The following is a 22,084-nucleotide window of genomic DNA, read 5'->3' on the forward strand; positions in this document are numbered from 1 at the left end:
CGGCCGGATCATGCGTGCCCGGATCGACTTCACACTTTGGTAAACGCCAGCGCGGGCGCTGACGTCCCATGCCGATGCATATCGTCCATTCGCTGTGCGCCAGCTGCCCGCGACAGTGCCGAGACGACCCCAAAATCGGCAAAAATGCCGATGAAATCGCTGGGAACGATGGAACACGCAGTCGTTCCGTCATAGCGGACCCCACGTCTGCGACTCACATTCCGCAGAGCGAGAACATATGTAGCCAGTATGACAATGGCGCTGGACGAGGGTCGAAGCTTGGCTTGTCAAGGGCTGCACAACGCATCGGTTTTGCCTTATGGGTCATCGCGTACGGTGCGTTTGCCCGTCACCCGTCGCCGTCCGTGACCGGGTCCCACTGAAATTGCCGCCCCGCCGGGAGGATGAATGCTTCGGCTGCTGACCACGCTTGGGCGTGGTTTCAAGGAAAAGATCGGCTGGAAACGGCTCGGGATCGCCGCGAGTGTATTGATCATCGCGCTGGCGATCATGTCGCTCGTCCACACCCTGAAGGGCGTCGACACCGGTGTCATCCTCACCGCGCTGACCGACATCGCGCCGCACCGGATCGCGCTGGCGGCGCTCTGCGTGGTCGGAGCGTTCTGCACACTGACCTTCTATGACTTCTTCGCGTTGCGCACGATCGGCAAGACCCACGTCCCCTACCGCATCGCAGCGCTGTCGAGCTTCACCAGCTACACGATCGGTCACAATATCGGCGCCACCGTCTTCACCGGCGGCGCGATCCGCTTCCGGATCTATTCCGATTACGGCCTCTCCGCGATCGACGTCGCCAAGATCTGCTTTCTGTCCGGCCTGACCTTCTGGCTCGGTAATCTGTTCGTGCTCGGCTTCGGCATGGCCTGGCACCCCGCGGCGGCATCGGCGATGGACCTGCTGCCGCCGGCGATGAACCGGCTGATCGCGCTCGGCTGCCTTGCCGGCATCGGCGCCTATTTCGTGTGGCTCTTGACCGGCGAGAAGCGCCGCGAGCTCGGCCAGAACGGCTGGAAGGTGGTGCTGCCGTCAGCCAAGCTGACGCTGCTGCAGATCATGATCGGCGTGGTCGATCTCGGCTTCTGTGCGCTTGCGATGTACCTGTTGATGCCGACCGAGCCGCACATCGACTTCGTCTCGCTAGCGGTCGTGTTCATCCTGGCGACGCTGCTCGGCTTCGCCAGCCACGCCCCCGGCTCGATCGGCGTGTTCGATGCGGCGATGCTGGTGGCGCTGCCGGAGTTCAGCAAGGAACAATTGCTGGCGACGCTGGTCGTGTTCCGCATCCTCTATTTCCTGATCCCGTTCGGGATCTCGATCTCGATCATGGGCATGCGCGAGCTCTGGCTCAACGTGGTGCAGCCCTGGCAGGAACGAAAGCGATTAAGCCAGGCCTGCACGGCCTCGGCGACCGTGCGGCAACCGATCGAAAGCCGGCAGCAGCGGATCAGGCAGCTGAAACGGTAACAGGCAACGCTTCGGCGCCTCGTCCCGGTCTTTCGCTCCCGGATTTTCGATCCCCCGCCGCCGCTTCTCTTATTTTCGCCGTACCGCTCGCGTCAAACCGCGCCATGATTGGCTTTTTGGTTCGATTTTCGTTTCGTGTGACGGTCTGCAGCGTGCTGCTCGGCAGCGCGCTGGCGGGGATACTCGCCTCGGCCGCCGAGGCGCAGGACGACAGCCAGCTGCAGATCTCCTGGGAGGTCCGCAACCGCTTCCGCCTGTTCCGCGAGGAACGCGACTTCCGCCTGCATGTCGAAAGCGGGCTCGGCCGCAGCGTGCTGGCCTCGGAACAGGCACTGGAACTGCAGAGCGACGGCCGCGGCTGGGCGCGCAACACGGTCAACCGGCTCTGCATCGACCTGCAAGGCCGCGTCAACGAACCCTGCACCCGCGACAACGTCAAGGAAAGCTATCTGACGCCGATCGATCACCCGATCACCGTGCGGCTCACCGGCCCGGTTCCGGTCGGCGCCACCTGCGCCTGGTCGTTCGACGACGGCGACGGGCCGCAATCACAGACCTTCGACTGCGCCGAGCCGGTCAATCTGCGGGTCCGCTACGGCCGCACCACGGTCGCGACCGTCGACGTCGCGAGCGGCGCCGAAGCCAACCAGCGCGTCACGACCCAGATCGCGGTGCGTGACTTGCTGATCGCCGGCCTCGGCGACAGCATCGCATCCGGCGAAGGCAATCCCGACCGCGCCATTGCGCTCTCCGACGAAGGGTTCTGCTTCCGCTCCTATCTCGGCGGCGCGCAATACTACCGGCCGAGCCGCGCCGGCTACAAAGGCGGCCGTGCCTGCGAGGCGCCGGATACCCTGACCAACTGGCAGCGCCAGAGCGCGCTGTGGCTCAACTCGGCCTGCCACCGCTCGCTCTACAGCTATCAGACCCGCACCGCGCTTGCGCTCGCCGTGCAATATCCGCACATCGCGGTGACCTATCTGCCGCTGGCCTGCACCGGCGCCAGCATCGCCGACGGCCTGCTCGGCTCGCAGCAGGCGCGCGAATGCCTCCCGACCAAGACCGTCAACACCTGCTCGGGCACCGTCAACGGCCAGATCGCCGAGCTGCGCACCGCGCTCGCCGCCGCCAAGCGCCGCCAGCCGGACCGCACGCTCGACCTCGTGCTGCTGTCGATCGGCGCCAACGACATCTACTTCTCCGGCCTCGTCGCCAACGTGATCGTCGACACCCCGACCGAACGCACGCTGTTCAGCCAGGGCGGGTCGCTCGCCAGCGTCGATGATGCCCGCTCGGCACTGGCGCGCGACCTGCCGGCCGGCTTTGCCAAGCTGCGCGAGGCGCTGAAGCCGCTGGTCGGCGGCGACCTCTCGCACGTAATCTATACCGCCTATGCCAACCCGGCGCTGGCCAATGGCGGCACGCCGTGCCCCGGCGGCCGCGCCGGCTTCGAGATCCATCCCGCCTTCAACGCCGACCCGCGGCGGCTCGCCGAGGTCTCGGGCTTCGTGCAGAACGAGTTCCTGCCGCAGATCAAGGCGCTCGCGCAGTGCCAGTCCGGCATCATCTGCCGCAATCCGCGCGCCGACCGCATGACCTTCGTCGATGCGCATCAGGATGCATTCGCAAGCCACGGCTTCTGCGCGCGCGCCTCGAGCGATCCGGAGTTCGACCGCGACTGCTTCGCCGCCAATGGCGACAGTTTCGAATCCGATATCGTCGCCGCCGCCAACCAGCCGCTGAAATGCGGCCGCAGCGCCGGCGAATACCGCGCCTATCTGCCGCGTGCGCGCTGGATCCGCGACGCCAATGACAGCTACTTCGCCGCGATGACCTACCCGCAGGGCCTGCCGTCCTCGATGCAGCCAACCGACATCCACGATGCGACATGGGGCATCCTGTCGGCGGTGTATGGTGGCGCGGTTCACCCGACTGCCGAAGGCCATGCGGCGATGGCCGATGCCGCGGTGCCGGCCGCCGCCACCGTCCTGCAGTTGAACACCGCGGTGCCCGAGGTGATTTCCGAGCCCGTGGCCCCGCTGCCGACTCCGCCGCAGCAGCGCTGAAGCGCCGCTCCGCCGGCCAAATTTCATTCAATCGCAATTACTTAATTACCGTCCATTTGCAGACCGAAGAGGTGAGCGCGGCTGATTCAACTGCAGCGCGCGTTCTGCGGTTGCAACTCTGGATACGCACGGTCCCCCACCCCGTGCTTTTCATTCGCCGGGCTCCCGATGGTCGTCCGGCGCTGGCGTTGAGCGTTCCACACCTATTGGAGCCGATCGCCATCACCACCGAACGTGTGCCTTGCGCTTGACGTGCTGCGAGTGGTCAACTCGCTGATCGATATTCCAGTTGGGGAAGCATGATGTTCAGGCGGATTGCGATCGTGGCCGGATTGGCACTGACGCTGTCGGGCGCGGCGGAGGCCCAGACTCCGCGCAAGGGCGGCACCATCAGGATGACGGCGCCCTACGGCTCAAGCTTCACCAGCATGGACATCCACACCACACCGCGCGCCCAGGACGAGATCTACGCCAAGGCCCTGCACCGCTCGCTCTACATCTGGGACTCGACCGAAGGCAAACCGGTTCTGGAACTCGCCAAGGAGGTCACCGTCTCGGGCGGAGGTCTCGTCCATACCTTCAAGCTGCGCGACGACGCCTATTTCCACAACGGCCGCAAGATGACGGCCGACGACATCATCTGGTCCTACAATCGGATCATGGACGGCACCAAGGCTTATCCCGGCGCACGCTTTGTCCGCGTCATCGAGGGCGCCGCCGAGGTCGAGAAGGGCCAAGCCAAGGAAATCTCCGGCCTGAAGAAGATCGACGACTTCACCCTCGAAATGAAGCTGACCGAGAAGGTCGATCCCGCCTTCTATTTCTTCACCGCGCTGACCTCGATCTATCCCGCTGATGAGGCGGCGAAAGAGAGCTTCATCCAGAAGCCGATCGGTCTTGGTCCATTCAAATTTGTCGAGCACGTGCCGGGATCGCGCATCGTGCTGGACCGGTGGGACCGGTTCTACAAGCCCGGCAAGCCCTATGCCGACAGGATCGTGATCTCGCTGATGGGTGAAGCCGCGGCCCGCGATGTCGCCTTCCGCAACAAGGAGATCGACACCTCGGTGCTCGGGCCCGCGCAATATGTCGCCTATCAGGCCGACCCCGACCTCAAGGGCACCATCGTCGAGGTCGCCGAGGTGTTCACGCGCTATATGGGGATGAATCCGACGTTCAAGCCGTTCTCCGACAAGCGGGTCCGGCAGGCCATCAACTACGCGATCGACGCCGATCTGATCATCAGCAAGCTGGTCAAGGGCAAGGCCTACCGCGCCACCAGCTGGCTGCCCTTGACCTCGCCTGCCTACGACAAGGCGATGAAGCCCTACCCCTACGATCCCGCGAAGGCCAAGCAATTGCTTGCAGACGCGGGCTATCCCAACGGCTTCGAGTTCGAATGGACCACCAGCCAGAATGAAAGCTGGGGCCTGCCGATCGTCGAAGCCGCCATCCCGATGCTGGACAAGGTCGGCATCAAGGTGAAGGTCAAGCAGGTCGAGACCGCGGTGCTGGCCGAAGTCATTCGCAAGGGCGACTTCCAGGCCTTCATCTATTCCCAGGCGACCGGCCCGGATCCGCAGGCCGCGCTGAAATGCTTTCACTCGGCGACGCCGCAATCGGCCTGCAACTACACGACCTTCAAGAACGCCGACTTCGACAAGCTGATCGATGCGGCCGGGCAGACCGACGACGCCGCAAAGCGCACCCAGCTGCTGCAAAAGGCCAACGCGCTACTCCAGGAGGAAGCGCCGATCTGGTTCTTCAACTACAACAAGGCCGTCATGGCGGTGCAGCCCTGGCTCAAGGGCATTCAGCTGGACGCGACGGAACTGACCCATCAGAACGTCGAAGACCTCTGGGTCGACGACACCTCGCCGGCGAAGTGACAGTGCCATTGCTCTGCCTCCATCGCGAACAACGACGGAGGCAGTGAGGAAAACGTCCAATGCTGTCCTTCGCGATCCGCCGAGTCCTGCAGACCATTCCGACCGTGCTGGCCGTCGTGCTGCTGATCTTCGTGCTGTTCAGCATCGTGCCGGGCAGCATCGCCTCGAGCATGGGCGACGACGGCCGCGGTCCGACCGACCCGCAGGTCGTCGAACGCATGAAGAAGCAGCTCGGCCTCGACGATCCCGTCTACGTCCGTTTCGGCTCCTATATCGGTCGGCTCACGACGGGTGATTTCGGGACCTCGTTCCGGACCCGTGAGCCGGTCACAACCATGATCGCGAAACGGATGTGGCCGACGCTGCAATTGATCTTCGCGGCGCTGGCATTTGCGATCGCGGTCGGCGTCCCGCTCGGCTTCGTCGCTGCGCTGCGGCCGGGCAGCATCGTCGACACGGTCTCGATGGTGCTGGCGGTGTCCGGCCTTTCGATGGCCAAGTTCTGGCTCGGGCTGCTGCTGATGTATCTGTTTGCATTGAAGCTCGGCTGGCTGCCGAGTTTCGGCTATGGCGACGGCGGGCTGAAATACCTGTTGCTGCCCGCCGTGACCCTCGGCGTCTCGCCGATGGCGCTGCTGGCGCGGACGACGCGGGCCGCGGTGCTCGAGATCATGACCGCGGATTTCGTCCGGACCGCGCGCTCGAAGGGCATGAGCGAAACCCGGGTCGTGACCTGGCACGTGATGCGCAATGCGCTCGTCATCATCCTCACGGTGATCGGCTTGCAATTCGGCGTCGTGATGGGCCAAGCGGTCGTGGTCGAGAAACTGTTCTCCTGGCCCGGCATCGGCTCGCTGCTGGTCGACAGCGTCCTGCAGCGCGACATCCCGGCCGTGCAAGGCACCATTCTCGTCGTGGTGCTGTTCTTTCTCGCGGTCAATACGTTGATCGACCTGCTCTACGGCGTGATCGATCCCAGGATCAGATACGCATGAAGTTTGGCACCAGCACGATCATCGGCGGGGTGCTGTTCGCGCTTGCGATCTTCGTCGGGCTGTTTGCGCCCTGGCTGGCGCACACCGATCCGGTCATGGGCGCCAATTTGATGAATGCGGAGGAGCCGCCGAGCTGGATCTGGTGGTTCGGCACCGATGCGCAGGGGCGCGATATCTATTCCCGCGTCGTGCACGGCGCACGCATCTCGCTGACGGTCGGCATCGTCTCGCAGCTCGTCAACAGCGTGATCGGCGTGACGTTGGGCCTGACCGCCGGCTATTGGGGCGGCTGGTGGGACGATGTCGTCAACGCCCTGACCAATCTGATGCTCGCAATCCCGTCGCTGATCTTCGCGCTCGCCATCATGGCGGTGCTTGGACCCGGCCTGACCAGCCTCCTGATCGCGCTCGGGCTGACCAACTGGTCGTTCTCGTGCCGGATCGCACGGGCGTCGGCGCTGTCGCTCAAGAGCGGCAAAAGTGCTGGGCTACGGCGATCTCCGCATCATGGTCACGCAGCTGCTGCCCAACATGCTCGGCCCCATCATCGTCATCAGCACGTTGGGCATGGGCGGCGCGATCCTGGCGGAAGCCGCGCTTTCGTTTCTCGGCCTCGGCATCCGCCCACCCTATCCGAGCTGGGGCAGCATGCTGTCGGAGGCCCGCGACCAGATCACCACGGCACCGTGGCTCTCGGTTTTCCCGGGCCTCGCCATCTTCCTGACGGTGCTCGGCCTCAACCTGCTCGGCGACGGCCTGCGCGATATCCTCGATCCACAGTCGCGGAGCCGGCGCACATGACGGCCCCTCCTTTGATCGAAGTCGAGAACCTGCGCATCGACCTCAACGACGGGGCGCGCCGGATTGCGGCGGTCGAGGGGGTTTCATTCCGCATCGATCGCGGCGAGACATTCGGCCTCGTCGGCGAATCCGGCTGCGGCAAGAGCATAACGGCGCTCGCGTTGATCGGGCTGTTGCGCCGGCCGCTTTCGCTCGGTGCCGGCGCGATCCGCTTCGACGGCCGCGAGATCCAGGACCTTCCGGCGGCCGAGCAACGCACGCTGCGCGGCAACCGCATCGCCATGATCTTCCAGGAGCCGATGACGGCGCTCAATCCGGTCTCGCCGATCGGCCGGCAGATCGCGGAGATGTTCGTGCTGCATCAGGGCAAGAGCTGGCGTGACGCCGACCGGCTCGCCGTCGAGGCACTGGCGAGCGTCCGCGTCCCGGCGCCCGAGCGCAGGGTGAGGGATTACCCGCACCAGCTTTCGGGCGGCATGCGTCAGCGCGTGATGATCGCCATCGCGCTCGCCTGCGGGCCCGATCTCCTGATCGCCGACGAGCCGACGACCGCGCTTGACGTGACCGTGCAGGCGGAGATCATCGAGTTGATGCGGAATTTATGTGCCGAGCGCGGCACCGCGATCCTGATGATCAGCCACGATCTCGGCCTGGTCGCCAATGTCTGCCGCCGCGTCGCGGTGATGTATGCCGGCCGCATTGTCGAGGAGCGCGGCTCGGACACGCTGTTCCGCGCATCCGCGCATCCCTACACCAAAGGCCTGGTCGACTCGCTGCCGCGGCTCGGCACGCGTGCAGCGCTCGGCCGGAGCAAGCTCAAGGAGATCGCGGGCGTCGTGCCGGCGATTGCGGATTTCCCGGCCGGCTGCCGGTTCAATCCGCGTTGCACGCAGGCGACCGGGATCTGCCGGACCACCGCGCCGGAGACGACACAGCTCGGCGACGGCGGGCTCGTCAGGTGCCATCACCATGCATGACGCAGCGCACGGCTCCAGCGACGATGTCATCCTCCGCGTCGAGGATCTCGCGGTCCATTATCCGATCGGAGGCGGCTTGCGAGGCGGCGGGCGGCGACTGTTGCGTGCGGTCGACGGCGTCGATCTCGAGCTGAAGCGCGGCGAATGCCTCGGTCTGGTCGGCGAATCCGGCTGCGGCAAGTCCACGGTCGCGCTGTCGATCCTTGGCCTGCAGACGCCGACGCGCGGCCGGATCGTGCTCGACGGCAAGGTCGTCACCGGCGGTCAATCGCTCGATCGCATGGCATTGGCCCGCATCGTCCAGATCGTGTTTCAGGATCCCTACGCCTCGCTCAATCCGCGCCAGAGCGTTCGTCGGACGCTCGAGGCGCCGCTGCGGCTGCACGGCGTGACGGCCAAAAGCGAGATCGACGGACGCATCGAGGCGATGCTGAGGCAGGTCGGCCTTCGGCCCGAGCAAGCCGGCCGCTACCCGCATGAATTCTCCGGCGGCCAGCGCCAGCGCATCGGCATCGCCCGCGCACTGATCCTCAATCCCAGGATCGTCATCTGCGACGAGCCGGTATCGGCGCTCGACGTCTCGATCCGGGCCCAGATCATCAATCTGCTGCTGGAGTTGAAGGAAACGCTCGGCCTCTCCTACATCATGATCAGCCATGACCTCGGCGTCGTCGAGCACATGAGCGACCGGGTCGCGGTCATGTATCTCGGCCGCATCGTGGAGAGCGGCGACTGGCGCGAAATCTTCGAACGGCCGGCGCACCCCTATACGCAAACCCTGATCTCGGCGATTCCCGATCCGCTGCGCCGCGCACCGCTTGCGACCACGAGGGGCGAGCCGCCCAGTCCGCTGAATCCGCCGGATGGCTGCGCGTTCAATCCGCGCTGTCGTCATGCCGAGGCGGTCTGCCGTCGCGCGCCCGCGCCATCGCTTGAAACGCGTCCCGACGGACACGCGGTCCGCTGCTGGCGGGCCGACGAGATCGCCGGCCAGATTGTTGCGGATTCCGCCGCAGCCTTCAATCGCGCGACCTGAAGTCGTTCGTTGGTGCAGGCCGCGTGCCGGAGTACGGCGAACAAGATCGAGAGCGAACCTTACCGCTTCTTCAGCGGCTGTGGCGGCGGCTGTTTCACCGCGGCGGCCTGCGCCGGCAGATACTTCGCGACGATCGCAGGATCGAGCTGCGCCATCGCGGTGTCCGGCAGCCGGGTCCAGACCTCGTCCTTGCCGAACAGCGAGATGCCGAGATAACCGCGCATGGTCAGCGTCTGCCCATCGGCGCTCAGCGTCATCTTGGCCTTGTAGATCTTGCCATTGCGCGGATCGAGCACGTTGCCGCCCTCATAGGCGAGCCCGTTGCGCTTCATGTCACGGATCAGGGGAATGCCGAGCCACGGCATATCCTTGCGATCGTCGGTGCATTTCGAGCAGACAGGATTGGGCGGATCGTCGGGCGATGCGAACATCTTCGCGATCATGCCCTCGTACACGCCGTTGCGCTCGACCACCAGGAACCAGCCCTCCGGCTTGCCGTCCTCGATCTTCTGCCAGAGGCCGGCTGCCGACAGCTCGGCCGCCGAGGCGGCAAGCGGAGCCGCCAGCGCAAAGGCCGTGGCGATCGCAAGGATCAGCCGAAGTCTGGACAGCGTGTTCCGCATCATCATCACCTGATCAATCGACGACCCCGAATAGCCGCAGACTACGGCCATTTCGCGGAGTGTTCCAGTACCCGCCCCGCGCAGGAACTGACCCATGCCCCCGGCATTGGTCGCTGTCGGAGCGGAATCAGTTCACGCCAAGCTTCTTCTGCAAACTTGATGACGAGGTTGTGTACTGGAACACCAGCCGCTTGTCCGGATAGACGTAGCGATGCGCCTTCTGCGCCATCAGCGCGCCTTCGTGGAAGCCGGAGAGAATGAGCTTCAGCTTGCCCGGATAGGTGTTGATGTCGCCGATCGCGAAGATGCCTGAGACGTTGGTCTCGAACGCCGCGGTGTCGACCGGCACCAGATTGTTCTCCAGCGCGACGCCCCAGTTCGCCACCGGGCCGAGCTTCATGGTGAGCCCGAAGAACGGCAGCATCGTATCGCAGGCGATCGTCGACAGCGCATTGTCGTTGCCCTTCAGCGCGGCGCCCGAGAGCTGACCGTTGGCGCCTTCGAGCCCGGTGACCTGCCCGATCCTGAGGTCCATCTTGCCGTCGGCGACCAGCGTGCGCATCTGCTCGACGCTGTGCGGCGCCGCGCGGAAATCGTCGCGCCGGTGCAAGAGCGTGATGCGCTTGGCGATCGGATGCAGGTTGAGCGTCCAGTCGAGTGCTGAATCGCCGCCGCCGACGATCAGGATGTTCTTGTCGCGGAACTGCTCCATCTTGCGCACGGCATAGAACACCGAAGTGCCTTCATAGGCCTCGATGCCGGGCACCGGCGGCCGCTTCGGCTGGAACGAGCCGCCGCCGGCCGAGATCACCACCACCTTGGCTTCGAACTCCTTGCCGGCATCGGTCTTCACGCGGAACAAGGGATCGCCGATCTTCTCGATGCTCTCCACCATCTCGTTGAGATGGAAGGTCGGGCCGAACGGCTTGATCTGCTCCAGCAGCTGGTCGGTGAGGCCCTGGCCGGTGACCAGCGGAATGCCGGGAATATCGTAGATCGGCTTCTCCGGATAAAGCTCGGCGCACTGCCCGCCGATCTTGTCGAGGATGTCGACCAGATGCACCTTCATGTCGAGCAGGCCCAGTTCGAACACGGCGAACAACCCGCAGGGGCCCGCGCCAATAATCAGCACATCGGTCTTGATCGCTTCGCTCATGTCCGCTTCTTTTCAGTTGAGATCGACTGCACGGTTCTCGCCTGTCCAGCCAAGCATGGGCCGGATCGGGACATGCATAATAGGGACAGCGGCTGGCGCGGCAACCCCTTGCCGAGCCTGCGCAACTCGGCTGTATGGACGGCAAACCGACGGAGATCCCCCTCGTGAATGCCCCTGTCCGTGCTGACGATGCGCCGCGCCTGGAAGACTTCCCCTATCGGCTGTCCGACAATGTGCGCTTTGCCGATCTCGACCCCAACGGGCACGTCAACAATGCGGTGTATGCGAGCTATTTCGAAACCGGCCGCGTCACGCTGGTGAAGGATCGGACCATGGGGCTGATGCCGGCAGGGCTTGGCTGGATCATGGTGCGCCTCGACATCCATTTCCGCGCCGAGTTGCACTGGCCGGGCCGGATCGAGCTCGGGCTCGGCCTCGTCAAGTTCGGACGGACATCGACCACCTTCGATCAGGTGGTGTTCTCGGAAGGACGCTGCGTGGCGTCGGCAAAGGCGATCACCGTGATGATCGATGAGGCCACGCGCAGGCCGACACCGCTGCCGGCGGAGGTCAAGGAGAACTTCCGCCGCTGGGTTCGTCGCGGTGTGAATCCGGACGGCGAATAGAAGCGTTTTCGAGCGAAGTGGACGCCGGTTCGCGTGAAGCAAACGCGTCAAAACAAAAAGCGAGAGCTCGGTTCTGATTCGATCAGAACCGAAAAACTCTAGGCCTGCCGCTCGGGCGTCGACACGACCAGTCCGTCGAGCTCGTCGGTGACCTTGATCTGGCAGGACAGCCGCGAATTCGGACGCACGTCGAAGCCGAAATCCAGCATGTCCTCTTCCATCGGAGACGGCGCGCCGACCTTCTCGCGCCAGGCTTCATCGACATAGACATGGCAGGTCGCACAGGCGCAGGCGCCGCCGCATTCGGCTTCAATGCCGGGAATGGCGTTGCGGATCGCGCCTTCCATCACCGTCGCGCCGTTCTCGATATCAATGGAGCGTTTCTCGCCGGAATGGTCGATAAAGTGGATTTTGGCCATGATTGCTCGTGCTGCCGGAATGCGCCGGACGATGGATGGAAAGGTCCCGGCAGTCGTATAACGGGTCGGTCCGCGCAGCGCTAGCGCGGAGACCGAAAAGCTGTCAGCCCGGCCGGCAAGTCTCCCGGCCGGCCTGTGGAGATGGCTGGAGCCTAGGATCGGCCCAGAATCAGCTCGATCGCGATCCGCGCCTCGGCAATCGCGGCCCCGAGCGCGGCCAGCGGCTGGGCCGGATCGGAACCGGCCGTCAGCGCGGTTTCCAGCCGGGCGGCGGCCTCGGCGACGCCAAAGGCGCCGATCGCCCGCGCCGATCCCTTCAGGGTGTGGGCGTGGGTCGCAGCCTCCGCCGGCAGTGCGGCCAGCTCCCCGAGAATCCGTGCCGACTGGGTCGAGAACATCGCCAGCACCTCCCGTTCGAGCTCCGGGTCGCCCAACGTCATGCGCTGGAGGTGCTCGACGTCGATCGGGCCGTCGCCGGGGGCGAGCGGCGGCGATTGTGTCCATTCAACCCGTTCGAGATGAAGCGGCATGGCCTGTCCCTGTCGTCTCCGCCCGGCCCTGGCCGGCGGATCGTTGGCCCAGCCAATCACGAAACTGGTTAACGGATTGTTGTCGGGATGATCGGCAAAACCGCCTGATTCTGGACAATTTCCGGACACAATCGGCGTGCTGCGGCGGGAATTTCGAGTACCCATAAGGCCTTATGGCGCAAAGCTGTTAACGATGATTAAGAAAGTATTAATCGCAAGCATTTCATTCGCATCACTCTCCCCATAGGATGTTTGCGGATGTAGCGGACAAGCCGCCGAGGGGGCGCTTGCGCTCCGCTTGTGGGCACCGGCTTCGAGCATGCGTGGGGACGATCGCAGGCTCGCCGACGCGTAAATAGTGAGAGGGCTCAGACTGAACATGGCGAACACTCCCAAGAAGGTCAAAGATCCCACCGAAGTCGCGCTTTCTGCCATCCAGGAAGCCCTCAACATCAGCGAACAGGGCGCGGAGAACCGCAGCCCCCACAATGAAGGCGCCACGCCGCCCAGCCTGCCGTCGTCAGCTCCGGATTTTTCAGCGACATCGTTCGATCAGCGTCCGACTCCCGAACGTTCGGCGTTCGAGCCGATCGAGGAACCGCGCGCGCCGCGCCGCGCCGCCAATGACGACCGCGAGAGCATCGGCCAGATGCTGCAAACGCTGCAGGGAGGCCGCGCCCGCAACGCCTTCACGCTGTTCTTCGTCTGCTCCGGCGCCTGGCTGCTCGGCGGCGTCATCCTCACCATCGCGTTCTGGCCGGCGCTGCAGGCCTCGATGGCCCAGGGCACCGGCGTGCTGGTGCTCGCCGGCCTCGCTGCGCTGTTCGCCGTTCCGATCCTGCTGTTCTACTATCTCGCCAGCCTCGCCTCGCACGGCCAGCGCATGCAGATGATCGCGCAATCGATGGCGCAGGTCGCGATGCGCTTCTCCGAGCCGGAGAACGCCGCCGCCGATTCCATGGTGACGGTCGGCCAGGCGATCCGCCGCGAGGTCGCGGCGATGGGCGACGGCGTCGAGCGCGCGATCGCGCGCGCCGGCGAACTCGAGACCTTGGTTGCCAACGAGGTCGCTGCGCTGGAACGCGCCTATTCCGACAATGAGGTGCGCATCCGCGCGCTGCTGCAGGATATCGCCCATCAGCGCGACAATCTGGTCGGCCAGGCCGAGCAGGTGCGCAGCGCGATCTCCGGCGTGCAGATCGACCTGCGCCACGACATCGCGCTGATCTCGGACGCAATCGCCTCGCGCGTCGACGAGGTCGCCAAGAGCATCACCGGCGCGCTGGAAGAGCGCGGCCAGCACATCACGACCGCGCTGAGCCATGCCGGCGACAACATGATCCTCGCGCTCGGCGAGCGCGGCGGCGACCTGCTCGACCGCCTCGAGGAAGCCAGTGCCGAGACCACGCGCGCGGTGCTCGATGCATCGGAACGGCTCACCACCAGCCTCAACTTCAAGACCGGCCACGTCCATGACGAATTCGTCGACCTGGCCGATCGCGTCCACGAGATGCTGAACGAGCGCATCGACCGCATCACCGGCGAGTTCGAGCAGCGCTCGTCTGCGATTGTCGATGGCATCTCCGACCGCACCGAAGAGGTGCACGACTCCCTGAAGAACTCCGCGGACTCGCTGCTGCTCGAGCTCGAGCTGCGCAGCAACGACCTCGTCAGCAAGATCGACGACGCCGGCAACCGCCTCGCCGGCCAGATCATGACATCGGGCGACAAGGCGAGCGAGGCGCTCGACGTCACCGTCAATTCGCTGGTCGCCAAGGTGGTGGGCCAGACCGAGACCGCGCACGACTCGCTGTCGCTGCAGATGAGCGCGTTCGACGACCTGGTGAAGAACCACGGCAGCGAGCTCGCCGAGAAATTCGCCCGCGACTCCGGCACGCTCGGCGCGCTGATCACCCGCCATATCTCGGAATTCGACCGCACGGTGAAGACCTTCGGCGGCGATATCGTCGAGCGCATGGGCCAGCGCACCCAGGACATAGCCGACAGCCTGAAGACCTATGTCGACACCTTCGACCATCGCGTCACCAGCAATAGCGGCGAGATCACCGCCTCGCTCGACCAGCGCCTGCTGCAGTTCGAGACCACACTCGGCAGCCGCGTCAGCAATCTCGACGCCTCGCTGACCGACAAGCTGTCGTCGTTCGACAGTTCGCTCGCCAGCAGGATCGGCTCGTTCGACGGCCGCCTGCAGTCGCTGGATGAGGCGATCGACGGCCGCATGAAGACGCTCGAAGTCACCTTCGAGAGCCGCGCCAAGTCGGTCACCGACACCATTGATGGCCATCTCGGCACGCTCGCGACCCAGCTGACCGAAGGCGCCACCCAGGCGATCCATTCGATCGACTCGCGCCTCGGCCTGCTCACTACGACCCTGACCGAGGGCACCGTGCAGGCGATCGCCGCGGTCGACCACCGTATCAACGGCGTCACCGAGACCATCGACGGCCACAGCATCCGCCTGGTCGACACCATCAACGGCCACAGCACCCGCCTCGCCGACACCATCAATGGTCACAACACCCGCCTGGTCGAGACCATCAGTGGCCATAGCTCGAACCTGACCGACACCATCTCGGCGCGCTTCGCCGACATCCAGCAGGGCATCGAGAGCCGCGTCGGCGTCATCGCGAGCGACATCGACACCCGCGTCGCGCAGTTCGAGGACCTCCTGGGCTCGCGCGTCGAGGCCGTCGCCGGCCGCATCGAGAGCAGCGGCCGCCAGGCCAGCGAGGACCTGATGTCCCGCGCCGAGCTGTTGTCGTCGAGCATCAAGTCCCATGTCGAGGACGCCGAGCGTTCGCTGACCAATCTCGTGGTCAACACCAGCGAAACCATCCAGACCGGCGCGCGCACCGCACAGCAGGCGCTGCTCACCGTGTCTGCCGACGTCGGCAACCAGCTCAAGCTGAGCTCGGCCGAGGTCGAGGGTGTGCTGACCGCCGTCGGCACCTCCGCGGCCAACGCGATCCTCACCAGCGCCCGCGACGCCCAGGTGTCGCTGGTCTCCGCCTCCGGAGACGTCGCTTCGCAGATCAAGGCGCTGTCGGAGGATGTCGAGCGCACGCTGCAGGCCACCGGCAGTGCCACCGCAGCCTCCGTGCTGTCCGGCGCCCGCGACGCGCAGACCACGCTGGTCTCCGCCTCGGTCGAAGCCGCAAGCCAGGTCAAGTCGCTCGCGGCCGACGTCGAGCAGTCGCTGTCGATGTCCGGCTCCGCCGCCGCCGAAGCGATCATGACAGGTGCCCGCGAGGCCCAGACCACGCTGATCGCGACGTCGACCGACGTCACGGGTCAGGTCAAGTCGCTCGCCAGCGACGTCGAGCGCTCGCTGTCGATGGCCGGCACCGCGACCGCGGAAGCGGTCGTCGCCTCCGCCCGCGAGGCCCAGAGCACGCTGGCCGGCGCATCCACCGAAGCCGCCAACCTGGTCCGCACGCTCGCGGCCGACATGCAGCACTCGCTCTCGACCGCCGGCACCGCGACCGCGGAAGCCGTCGTCGCCTCCGCTCGCGAGGCCCAGAGCACGCTGGCCGGCGCGTCGACCGACGCCACCAATCTGGTCCGCACGCTGTCGGCCGACATCGAACGCTCGCTGTCGATGGCAGGCTCCGCCACCGCCGAAGCCATCGTCACCGCGGCCCGCGAGGCCCAGAGCACGCTGGCCGGCGCATCCACCGAAGCCACCGATCTGGTCCGGACACTGGCCGCCGACATGGAACGGTCGCTGTCGATGGCCGGCTCCGCCACCGCGGAATCGATCACCGCCGGCGCGCGTGAAGCCCAGAGCACACTGGTCAATGCCTCGACCGACGTTGCAAGCAAGGTGTCGGCGCTCGCCTCCGACATCCAGCGTGCGCTGTCGATGGCAGGCTCGGGCACCGTCGAGGTGCTGACCGCCGGCGCCCGCGAGGCGCAGAACACCCTGGTCACCGCCTCCACGGAAGCTGCCAACCACGTCAAGTCGCTGGCAGCCGATGTCGAGCGCACCCTGACGTCGGTCGGCACCAACACCGCCCAGTCGATCCTCGGCAGCGCCCGCGATGCCCAGACCTCGTTCGTGGCAACCTCCACCGAAGCGGCAGCCCAGATGCGCGCGATCTCCGTCGAGATCGAGCGCTCGCTGACCACGACCAGCGCGGAGACCGCGCAGACCATCCTGGGCAGCGCCCGCGAGGCCCAGAGCTCGTTTGCGGCGACCTCGGCCGATGCCGCCGCCCAGATCCGCACGCTCTCGACCGATATCGAGCGCGCGCTGGGCTCGGTCACGGCCAAGACCACCGACAACATCCAGACCTCGGCGCAGAACGCCCAGGCCGCATTGATCACGATGTCCAACGAGGTCTCGACCAAGATCAAGACGACTTCCGCCGACATCGAGCGTTCGGTGCTGTCCGCGACCAGCGCATTCGGCTCGGCGATGACCGGCAAGACCGACGAGATCGTCACCTATGTGCAGCAGCAGACCGAGCGCCTGTCGCAGATGGTCGACGGCCGCCGCGGCTCGCTGGTCGAGGCGCTGACCGCCAAGACCACGCAGCTGTCGGCCGACATGGATCGCGCCACGGCAGACGCGTTGAAGGCGATCGAAACCCGCGGCCTCGCCTTCTCGCAGTCGATGGCGGCGCATGGCGGCGATGTCGCCCGCAACATCACCTCGGCCGGGGACCAGGCGACCGGCGCCGTGGCCAAGTCGCTCAAGGAGCTCGAGCAGGCCTCGCGCGCGGCGATCGACCAGTCGCGCCAGGTCTCGATCTCGGCCGTCACCGAGATGCAGGAGACCAGCAAGATCCTGCGCACCGACACGGTCGCGCTGTTCGAGCGGCTGCGCGAGGGCAACATCCTGCTGCAGGAAGTGTTGACCGGCGCCCACGACAACCTCAACTCGCTGGAGCGCGCGCTGGTGACCCGCGTGGCCGACTTCGTGTCCGCCATGAACGACGTCACCTCGCGCAACGGCGTGGCGACCCAGACGCTGGAAGACCAGCTGACGGTGTTCAACAGCAAGACCGGCAAGGCGCTGGAGGATCTCGGCGCACTGTCGAGCCAGTTCGAGACCCACGGCAAGGCGCTGATCGAGGCGGCTGCCGTGGTCGAACAGGCCAACCGCTCGACGACGGCTTCCGTCAGCGAGCGCAAGGAGGCGCTGGAAGCGCTGGTCACGACCATCGACCTGCGCACCACCGATCTCGACCAGCGGCTGTCGCGCTTCACCGGGCTGCTCGATGAATCGCTCGGCGCCGCCGAGGAGCGCGCCCGCGACATCGCGCGCGTGGTGGCGGAGACCGCCGGCGCCGGCTCGGCTGCGATCAGCCGGCAGTTCGAGGCGGTGCGCCAGGCGGCCGAGAACGAGCGTCAGCAGACCGTCGACGCGATGAACGAGCTCTACCAGCAGAGCAACGCCGAGACCGATGCGATGTTCAAGGAATCGACGGAGAAGTTCTCCGCGATGGTCACGGCGATGAAGCAGATGGCGAGCGAGATGCACAGCGAGCTCGAGGCCACCCGCAACGAGCTGCGCCGCGGCGTGCTCGAGATGCCGCAGGAAGCCGCCGAGAACACCGCGCAGATGCGCAAGGTGATCGTCGACCAGATCGAGGCGCTCGCCGAGCTGAACCGCATCGTCGCCCATCACGGCCGCGGCCTCGACGTGGTCTCGACCAACCGCGCCAGCGTCCGCCACGAGGAGCCGGTGATGGCTGCCGCCGCTGGCGGCCGCGCCGACCTGCGGATGCGGGACGACGCACGGATGCGGGACAATGGCAACAGCGCTTCGACGCTGCCGCCGCCCGACCTCGGCATGGCGAGCTCGCGCCGCACCGAGGCCCCGTCGGTCAGCCCGGCGGGCCCCAATAACGGCGACGGCTGGCTGTCCGACCTGCTCAACCGCAGCGATGCGCCGCCGCCTGCCCCGCAGGGCCGCGACGCGCAGCAGCGCCCGCGTCAGCAGCAGCCGCAGCAGCCGGCCGCCAATCCGCTGGAGTCGCTGTCGCTCGACATCGGCCGGCTGATGGACCGCACGCTGGCCGCCGAGATGTGGGACCGCTACCAGCGCGGCGAGAACAAGGCGTTCAGCAAGCGCCTGTACACGCCGGCCGGCCAGAAGGCCTTCGACGAGGTGGCCCGCAAGTATCGCGCCGACCGCGGCTTCAAGCAGACGGTCGACCGCTACATCGCGGAGTTCGAGCGCCTGCTCGACGAAGTCGCCCGCGACGGCCGCGGCCAGCAGGAGCTGGCCGGTCACCTGACCTCGGAGACCGGATTGGTCTACACCCTGCTCGCGCACGCCGCGGGACGGCTGGGGTAGAACTCACGAGTTGCGAATAGCGAACGAAAAAACGGAGACCGAGAGGTCTCCGTTTTTGTTTGGGCTAACCGATCCGCAGACTGCGCGTCTGCGATACCGCGCGGGCGCCAACCATCGTCATTGCGAGCGAAGCGAAGCAATCCATTCGCCGCTTGTGGAGCAATGGATTGCTTCGTCGCTAGCGCTCCTCGCAATGACGATGCTACGTCACTGCCGCCGGCGCGGCCCGGGCGCCGCCGGGGCCGGTGCGGGCTCGGGGGCGGCGTTGTTGCTGCCGCCGAAGATCACCCGGCTCGGATTGCGGTCGAAATTGTTCACGGCGCGGCTGATGTCGGCCAGCGTGCGGCGGCCGTCATTGATCAGGAGATTGGAGCGCTTGTCGATGTTGTCGGCGAGCTCGCGGATCGACTTCACCATCAGGTTCAGCTCGCTGCCATTGTTGCCGCCGGCGATCGCGTTGAGGCCCAGCATCAGATTGTCGGCCTTGCCCATCACGCCGTCGACCTTGAGCATGACGTTGTCGATCTTCTCCGAGTTGCGCGCCAAGGCCTCGGTGAAGACCTCGAGATTCTTCAGCGAGTTCTTCACCGACTGCTGATTGTCGGCGACGATGCGGTTGACGTTCTGCAGGGTGGCGCGGATCGCCTCGGTGACGTCCTGCAGCGCATTGGGGTCGGCGGTCAGGACCGGGATGCCGTCCTCGTCCAGCGGCACCGGCGGGGCGGCCTCCTCGCCGCCCTTCAGCGAGATCGCGGCGACGCCGGTGAGGCCCTGGAATTCGAGACCGACCAGGGTGTCCTTGCGCAGTGGTGCGGTGTTCTCGATCATCGCCAGCGCGATCACGCGGCGCGGATTGTCGAGCTTGACCGAGACGACTTCCCCTATTCGAATACCGTTAAAATTGACATTGCCGCCATTGCGCAAGCCCGACGCCGGCCCCTCGAAGATCACCCGCAGCGGACTGCGCTGCTTGGTGGTGTGCAGGCTCTGGAACCACAGCACGAAGCCGAACGCCGCGGCGATCACCGCCAGCGTGAAAGCACCGATCAAGACGTAGTTCGCCCGCGTTTCCATCAATTGCTCGCGTTAATCACCGTTGGGCTCTCGCGCAGCCGGCCTGCGTTCGAGCCCGTCGAATTCCTGTTGGCGCATGATCTCGTCGGACAACCGGTCTCCAGTTTCGGGATCATGGGCTAGGCCACAACGGCACGGGCGCGCTTGCCGTTGAAATATTGCTGCAGCCAGGGATGCTGCGATGCCTTCATGTCGGCGATCGATCCTGCAGCAATGATCTTACCGTTCCCTAAAACGGCGATACGGTCGCACGCGGTGTAAAGACTGTCGAGATCGTGGGTTACCATGAAAACGGTCAGCCCCAAAGTGCGCTGCAGGGTGCGCACCAGCTCGTCGAAATCGCCGGCGCCGATCGGATCGAGGCCCGATGTCGGCTCGTCGAGAAATACCAGCTCGGGATCAAGCGCGAGCGCGCGCGCCAGCGCGACGCGCTTGATCATGCCGCCGGACAGTTCGGACGGATAGCGATCGGCGACTTCGGGCTTCAGGCCGACCATCACGAGCTTCGCCACCATGATCTCGTCGAGCAGCCGCTGCGAGACGCGCAGATATTCGCGCGCCGGAAACTGGATGTTCTGGCGGACCGTGAGCGAGGAGAACAGCGCGCCCTGCTGGAACAGGATGCCCCAGCGCCGCTCCACGGCGCGGCGCTGCGACGAGCTCGCGGCATCGAGATCGACGCCGAATACCTCGATGCGGCCGGAGACTTTCGGCACCAGGCCGATGATGGTGCGCGTCAGCACCGATTTGCCGGCGCCCGAGGGGCCGACGAAGCCGAGGATCTCGCCGCGCTTGACGTCGAGATTGAGGCCGTCGAGCACACGCGTCTTGCCGAATTGCACGGTGATGTCGCGGACCCGGATGATGGCGTCGATGTCCTCTTCCGCCATGGTCACATCCCGATCGAGGCGAAGAAGATCGCGAACACGCCGTCCATCACGATCACGAAGAAAATCCCTTTCACCACCGATGCGGTGGTGTGCTGTCCGAGCGATTCCGCCGAACCCTGTACCGCCAGCCCTTCGACGCAGGCGACGATGCCGATCACCGCCGCCATGACAGGCGCCTTGACCATGCCGACGATGAAATGGTCGATCGATATGGCATCACGAAGGCGGAGCAGGAAGGCCTCCGGATCGACGCCGCCATAGAGCCAGGCGACGAGACCGCCGCCATAGAGCGCCGCCATCGCGCCGAGGAAGGCCAGGATCGGCAGCGCCAGCACCAAGGCCAGCATGCGCGGCAGGATCAGCACCTCGATCGGGTCGAAGCCCATGGTGCGCAGCGCGTCGATCTCCTCGCGCATCTTCATCGAGCCGAGCTCGGCGGTATAGGCCGAGCCGGAGCGGCCCGCGACCATGATTGCGACCAGGAGCACGCCGATCTCACGCAGCACCAGCACGCCCAGCATGTCGACCACGAAGATGTCGGCGCCGAACCGGCGGAAATGGAAGATGCCCTGCTGCGAGATGATGCAGCCGATCAGGAAGGTGATCAGCACCACGATCGGCACCGCGCGCCAGCACACCTGCTCGAGGTGATGCACCGTCGAGGTCAGGCGGAAGCTGCGCGGATGGATCAGCACGTGGCCCGCCGCGGCGATCACCGCGCCGAGCATGTCGACCAGGCCGATGATGGTGCCGCCGATGCCGGCCACGGTGCGCCCGATCTGCTCGAGCATGCCCGTGATCGACAGCGGATCGCTGACGACCCTGGGCGCCGGGCCGACGCGCCGGACCTCGTCGACCAGGCTGGAATAATTCGCCGACAGGCCCGCGATCTCGGCTTCCGCGCTGGGATCGCTGAGGCTGCGGCGCAGCCGCTCGATCAGCCAGGCGCCGAAGGTGTCGAGGCTCGCGACCTGCGACACGTCGATGAAGATGTGGGGACGGCTGCCGCGCAGCTTCTCGGCGTCGGACACGATCCGCTCGAGCGCGGGAGCAAAGCGGGCGGTCCAGTTGCCCGCCGCGCACAGCGCCAGTCCTTCGCCTTGGGCTATCCGCTCCAGTGTCGGGTCGCCGCTCACCTTTTGCCTACCCCTCAAGCCGGTTGGCCGCCGCTCACGCAGATCTCCGGCGGCTT

The 22,084-nt window shown here is 65.8% G+C and carries 16 protein-coding genes and 1 pseudogene; 9 read left to right on the plus strand and 8 right to left on the minus strand.

All coding sequences use genetic code 11. From position 1 onward, the window contains the following. Positions 1 to 408: 408 nt before the first annotated feature. From ACVMB0_RS32540 to ACVMB0_RS32555, 4 genes are all read left to right on the plus strand, one after another. Positions 409 to 1,485: a lysylphosphatidylglycerol synthase transmembrane domain-containing protein gene (locus ACVMB0_RS32540; protein WP_456753796.1), complete on the plus strand. Its 1,077-nt coding sequence runs from the start codon at positions 409 to 411 to the stop codon at positions 1,483 to 1,485. Between the two features lie 104 nt (positions 1,486 to 1,589). Continuing rightward, on the plus strand, positions 1,590 to 3,551 hold the full coding sequence (locus ACVMB0_RS32545) for an SGNH/GDSL hydrolase family protein (protein WP_461348816.1): 1,962 nt from the start codon (positions 1,590 to 1,592) through the stop codon (positions 3,549 to 3,551). Positions 3,552 to 3,850: 299 nt separating this feature from the next. Further along, positions 3,851 to 5,440, plus strand: coding sequence for an ABC transporter substrate-binding protein (locus ACVMB0_RS32550; RefSeq protein ID WP_461348817.1), 1,590 nt, complete (start codon positions 3,851 to 3,853; stop codon positions 5,438 to 5,440). Between the two features lie 59 nt (positions 5,441 to 5,499). Next, positions 5,500 to 6,435 (plus strand): ABC transporter permease, encoded by a 936-nt coding sequence (locus tag ACVMB0_RS32555; protein WP_456753793.1) that lies wholly within the window; start codon positions 5,500 to 5,502, stop codon positions 6,433 to 6,435. On the opposite strand, the gene ACVMB0_RS32560 is transcribed toward ACVMB0_RS32555, so the two are convergent. Beyond that, positions 6,422 to 6,589 carry a hypothetical protein gene (locus ACVMB0_RS32560; RefSeq protein ID WP_461349804.1) on the minus strand — a complete coding sequence of 56 codons (168 nt, stop codon included), beginning with the start codon at positions 6,587 to 6,589 and terminating at the stop codon, positions 6,422 to 6,424. The two genes, ACVMB0_RS32555 and ACVMB0_RS32560, sit on opposite strands and share 14 nt — an antisense overlap. Between ACVMB0_RS32560 and ACVMB0_RS32565 the strand changes: the two are divergent. The 3 genes and pseudogenes from ACVMB0_RS32565 to ACVMB0_RS32575 all read left to right on the plus strand — a co-directional run bounded on the left by ACVMB0_RS32565 (position 6,531) and on the right by ACVMB0_RS32575 (position 9,249). Beyond that, positions 6,531 to 7,236: pseudogene (locus ACVMB0_RS32565) on the plus strand (ABC transporter permease). The gene ACVMB0_RS32560 and the pseudogene ACVMB0_RS32565 overlap by 59 nt on opposite strands. Continuing rightward, on the plus strand, positions 7,233 to 8,213 hold the full coding sequence (locus ACVMB0_RS32570) for an ABC transporter ATP-binding protein (RefSeq protein ID WP_461348818.1): 981 nt from the start codon (positions 7,233 to 7,235) through the stop codon (positions 8,211 to 8,213). Before ACVMB0_RS32565 ends, ACVMB0_RS32570 begins: the two are co-directional and overlap by 4 nt. Further along, the gene (locus ACVMB0_RS32575; RefSeq protein ID WP_461348819.1) at positions 8,206 to 9,249 is read left to right on the plus strand and encodes an ABC transporter ATP-binding protein; all 1,044 of its coding nucleotides are present in this window, start codon (positions 8,206 to 8,208) and stop codon (positions 9,247 to 9,249) included. The genes ACVMB0_RS32570 and ACVMB0_RS32575 overlap by 8 nt, the downstream gene beginning before the upstream one ends. Positions 9,250 to 9,308: 59 nt before the next feature. Here ACVMB0_RS32575 and ACVMB0_RS32580 read toward each other — a convergent pair whose 3' ends face one another. Next, a complete protein-coding gene (locus tag ACVMB0_RS32580) occupies positions 9,309 to 9,872 on the minus strand; it encodes a DUF2147 domain-containing protein (protein WP_456753789.1) in 564 nt (187 codons plus the stop codon). Between the two features lie 127 nt (positions 9,873 to 9,999). Beyond that, positions 10,000 to 11,028, minus strand: coding sequence for an NAD(P)/FAD-dependent oxidoreductase (locus ACVMB0_RS32585; protein ID WP_456753788.1), 1,029 nt, complete (start codon positions 11,026 to 11,028; stop codon positions 10,000 to 10,002). Positions 11,029 to 11,192: 164 nt separating this feature from the next. Between ACVMB0_RS32585 and ACVMB0_RS32590 the strand changes: the two genes are divergently transcribed. Beyond that, positions 11,193 to 11,654 carry an acyl-CoA thioesterase gene (locus ACVMB0_RS32590; protein ID WP_456753787.1) on the plus strand — a complete coding sequence of 154 codons (462 nt, stop codon included), beginning with the start codon at positions 11,193 to 11,195 and terminating at the stop codon, positions 11,652 to 11,654. A gap of 98 nt (positions 11,655 to 11,752) precedes the next feature. On the opposite strand, the gene ACVMB0_RS32595 is transcribed toward ACVMB0_RS32590, so the two are convergent. Next, entirely contained in the window at positions 11,753 to 12,073 is a 321-nt protein-coding gene (locus tag ACVMB0_RS32595; protein ID WP_021078007.1) for a 2Fe-2S iron-sulfur cluster-binding protein, read from the minus strand. 152 nt (positions 12,074 to 12,225) lie between these two features. After that, positions 12,226 to 12,603: an Hpt domain-containing protein gene (locus tag ACVMB0_RS32600; protein ID WP_461349752.1), complete on the minus strand. Its 378-nt coding sequence runs from the start codon at positions 12,601 to 12,603 to the stop codon at positions 12,226 to 12,228. 379 nt (positions 12,604 to 12,982) lie between these two features. Here ACVMB0_RS32600 and ACVMB0_RS32605 point away from each other — a divergent pair, with 379 nt between their 5' ends. Next, a complete protein-coding gene (locus ACVMB0_RS32605; protein WP_461348820.1) occupies positions 12,983 to 18,928 on the plus strand; it encodes an apolipoprotein A-IV repeat region-like domain-containing protein in 5,946 nt (1,981 codons plus the stop codon). Between the two features lie 207 nt (positions 18,929 to 19,135). Here ACVMB0_RS32605 and ACVMB0_RS32610 read toward each other — a convergent pair whose 3' ends face one another. The 3 genes from ACVMB0_RS32610 to ACVMB0_RS32620 form a co-directional block, all read right to left on the minus strand. Next, entirely contained in the window at positions 19,136 to 20,002 is an 867-nt protein-coding gene (locus tag ACVMB0_RS32610; protein WP_456753785.1) for an MlaD family protein, read from the minus strand. A 119-nt stretch (positions 20,003 to 20,121) separates the two neighbouring features. Continuing rightward, positions 20,122 to 20,892, minus strand: coding sequence for an ABC transporter ATP-binding protein (locus ACVMB0_RS32615; protein WP_456753784.1), 771 nt, complete (start codon positions 20,890 to 20,892; stop codon positions 20,122 to 20,124). 2 nt (positions 20,893 to 20,894) lie between these two features. Further along, positions 20,895 to 22,028 (minus strand): MlaE family ABC transporter permease, encoded by a 1,134-nt coding sequence (locus ACVMB0_RS32620; protein ID WP_456753783.1) that lies wholly within the window; start codon positions 22,026 to 22,028, stop codon positions 20,895 to 20,897. Positions 22,029 to 22,084: the final 56 nt, after the last annotated feature.

It is taken from the genome of Bradyrhizobium sp. USDA 4451 (genome assembly GCF_054822585.1).

Coding starts and splice junctions, on each gene's coding strand:
- ACVMB0_RS32540 (WP_456753796.1), top strand. CDS start 409: ATGCTTCGGCTGCTGACCACGCTTGGGCGTGGTTTCAAGGAAAAGATC.
- ACVMB0_RS32545 (WP_461348816.1), top strand. CDS start 1,590: ATGATTGGCTTTTTGGTTCGATTTTCGTTTCGTGTGACGGTCTGCAGC.
- ACVMB0_RS32550 (WP_461348817.1), top strand. CDS start 3,851: ATGATGTTCAGGCGGATTGCGATCGTGGCCGGATTGGCACTGACGCTG.
- ACVMB0_RS32555 (WP_456753793.1), top strand. CDS start 5,500: ATGCTGTCCTTCGCGATCCGCCGAGTCCTGCAGACCATTCCGACCGTG.
- ACVMB0_RS32570 (WP_461348818.1), top strand. CDS start 7,233: ATGACGGCCCCTCCTTTGATCGAAGTCGAGAACCTGCGCATCGACCTC.
- ACVMB0_RS32575 (WP_461348819.1), top strand. CDS start 8,206: ATGCATGACGCAGCGCACGGCTCCAGCGACGATGTCATCCTCCGCGTC.
- ACVMB0_RS32580 (WP_456753789.1), bottom strand. CDS start 9,872: ATGCGGAACACGCTGTCCAGACTTCGGCTGATCCTTGCGATCGCCACG.
- ACVMB0_RS32585 (WP_456753788.1), bottom strand. CDS start 11,028: ATGAGCGAAGCGATCAAGACCGATGTGCTGATTATTGGCGCGGGCCCC.
- ACVMB0_RS32595 (WP_021078007.1), bottom strand. CDS start 12,073: ATGGCCAAAATCCACTTTATCGACCATTCCGGCGAGAAACGCTCCATT.
- ACVMB0_RS32600 (WP_461349752.1), bottom strand. CDS start 12,603: ATGCCGCTTCATCTCGAACGGGTTGAATGGACACAATCGCCGCCGCTC.
- ACVMB0_RS32605 (WP_461348820.1), top strand. CDS start 12,983: ATGGCGAACACTCCCAAGAAGGTCAAAGATCCCACCGAAGTCGCGCTT.
- ACVMB0_RS32610 (WP_456753785.1), bottom strand. CDS start 20,002: ATGGAAACGCGGGCGAACTACGTCTTGATCGGTGCTTTCACGCTGGCG.
- ACVMB0_RS32615 (WP_456753784.1), bottom strand. CDS start 20,892: ATGGCGGAAGAGGACATCGACGCCATCATCCGGGTCCGCGACATCACC.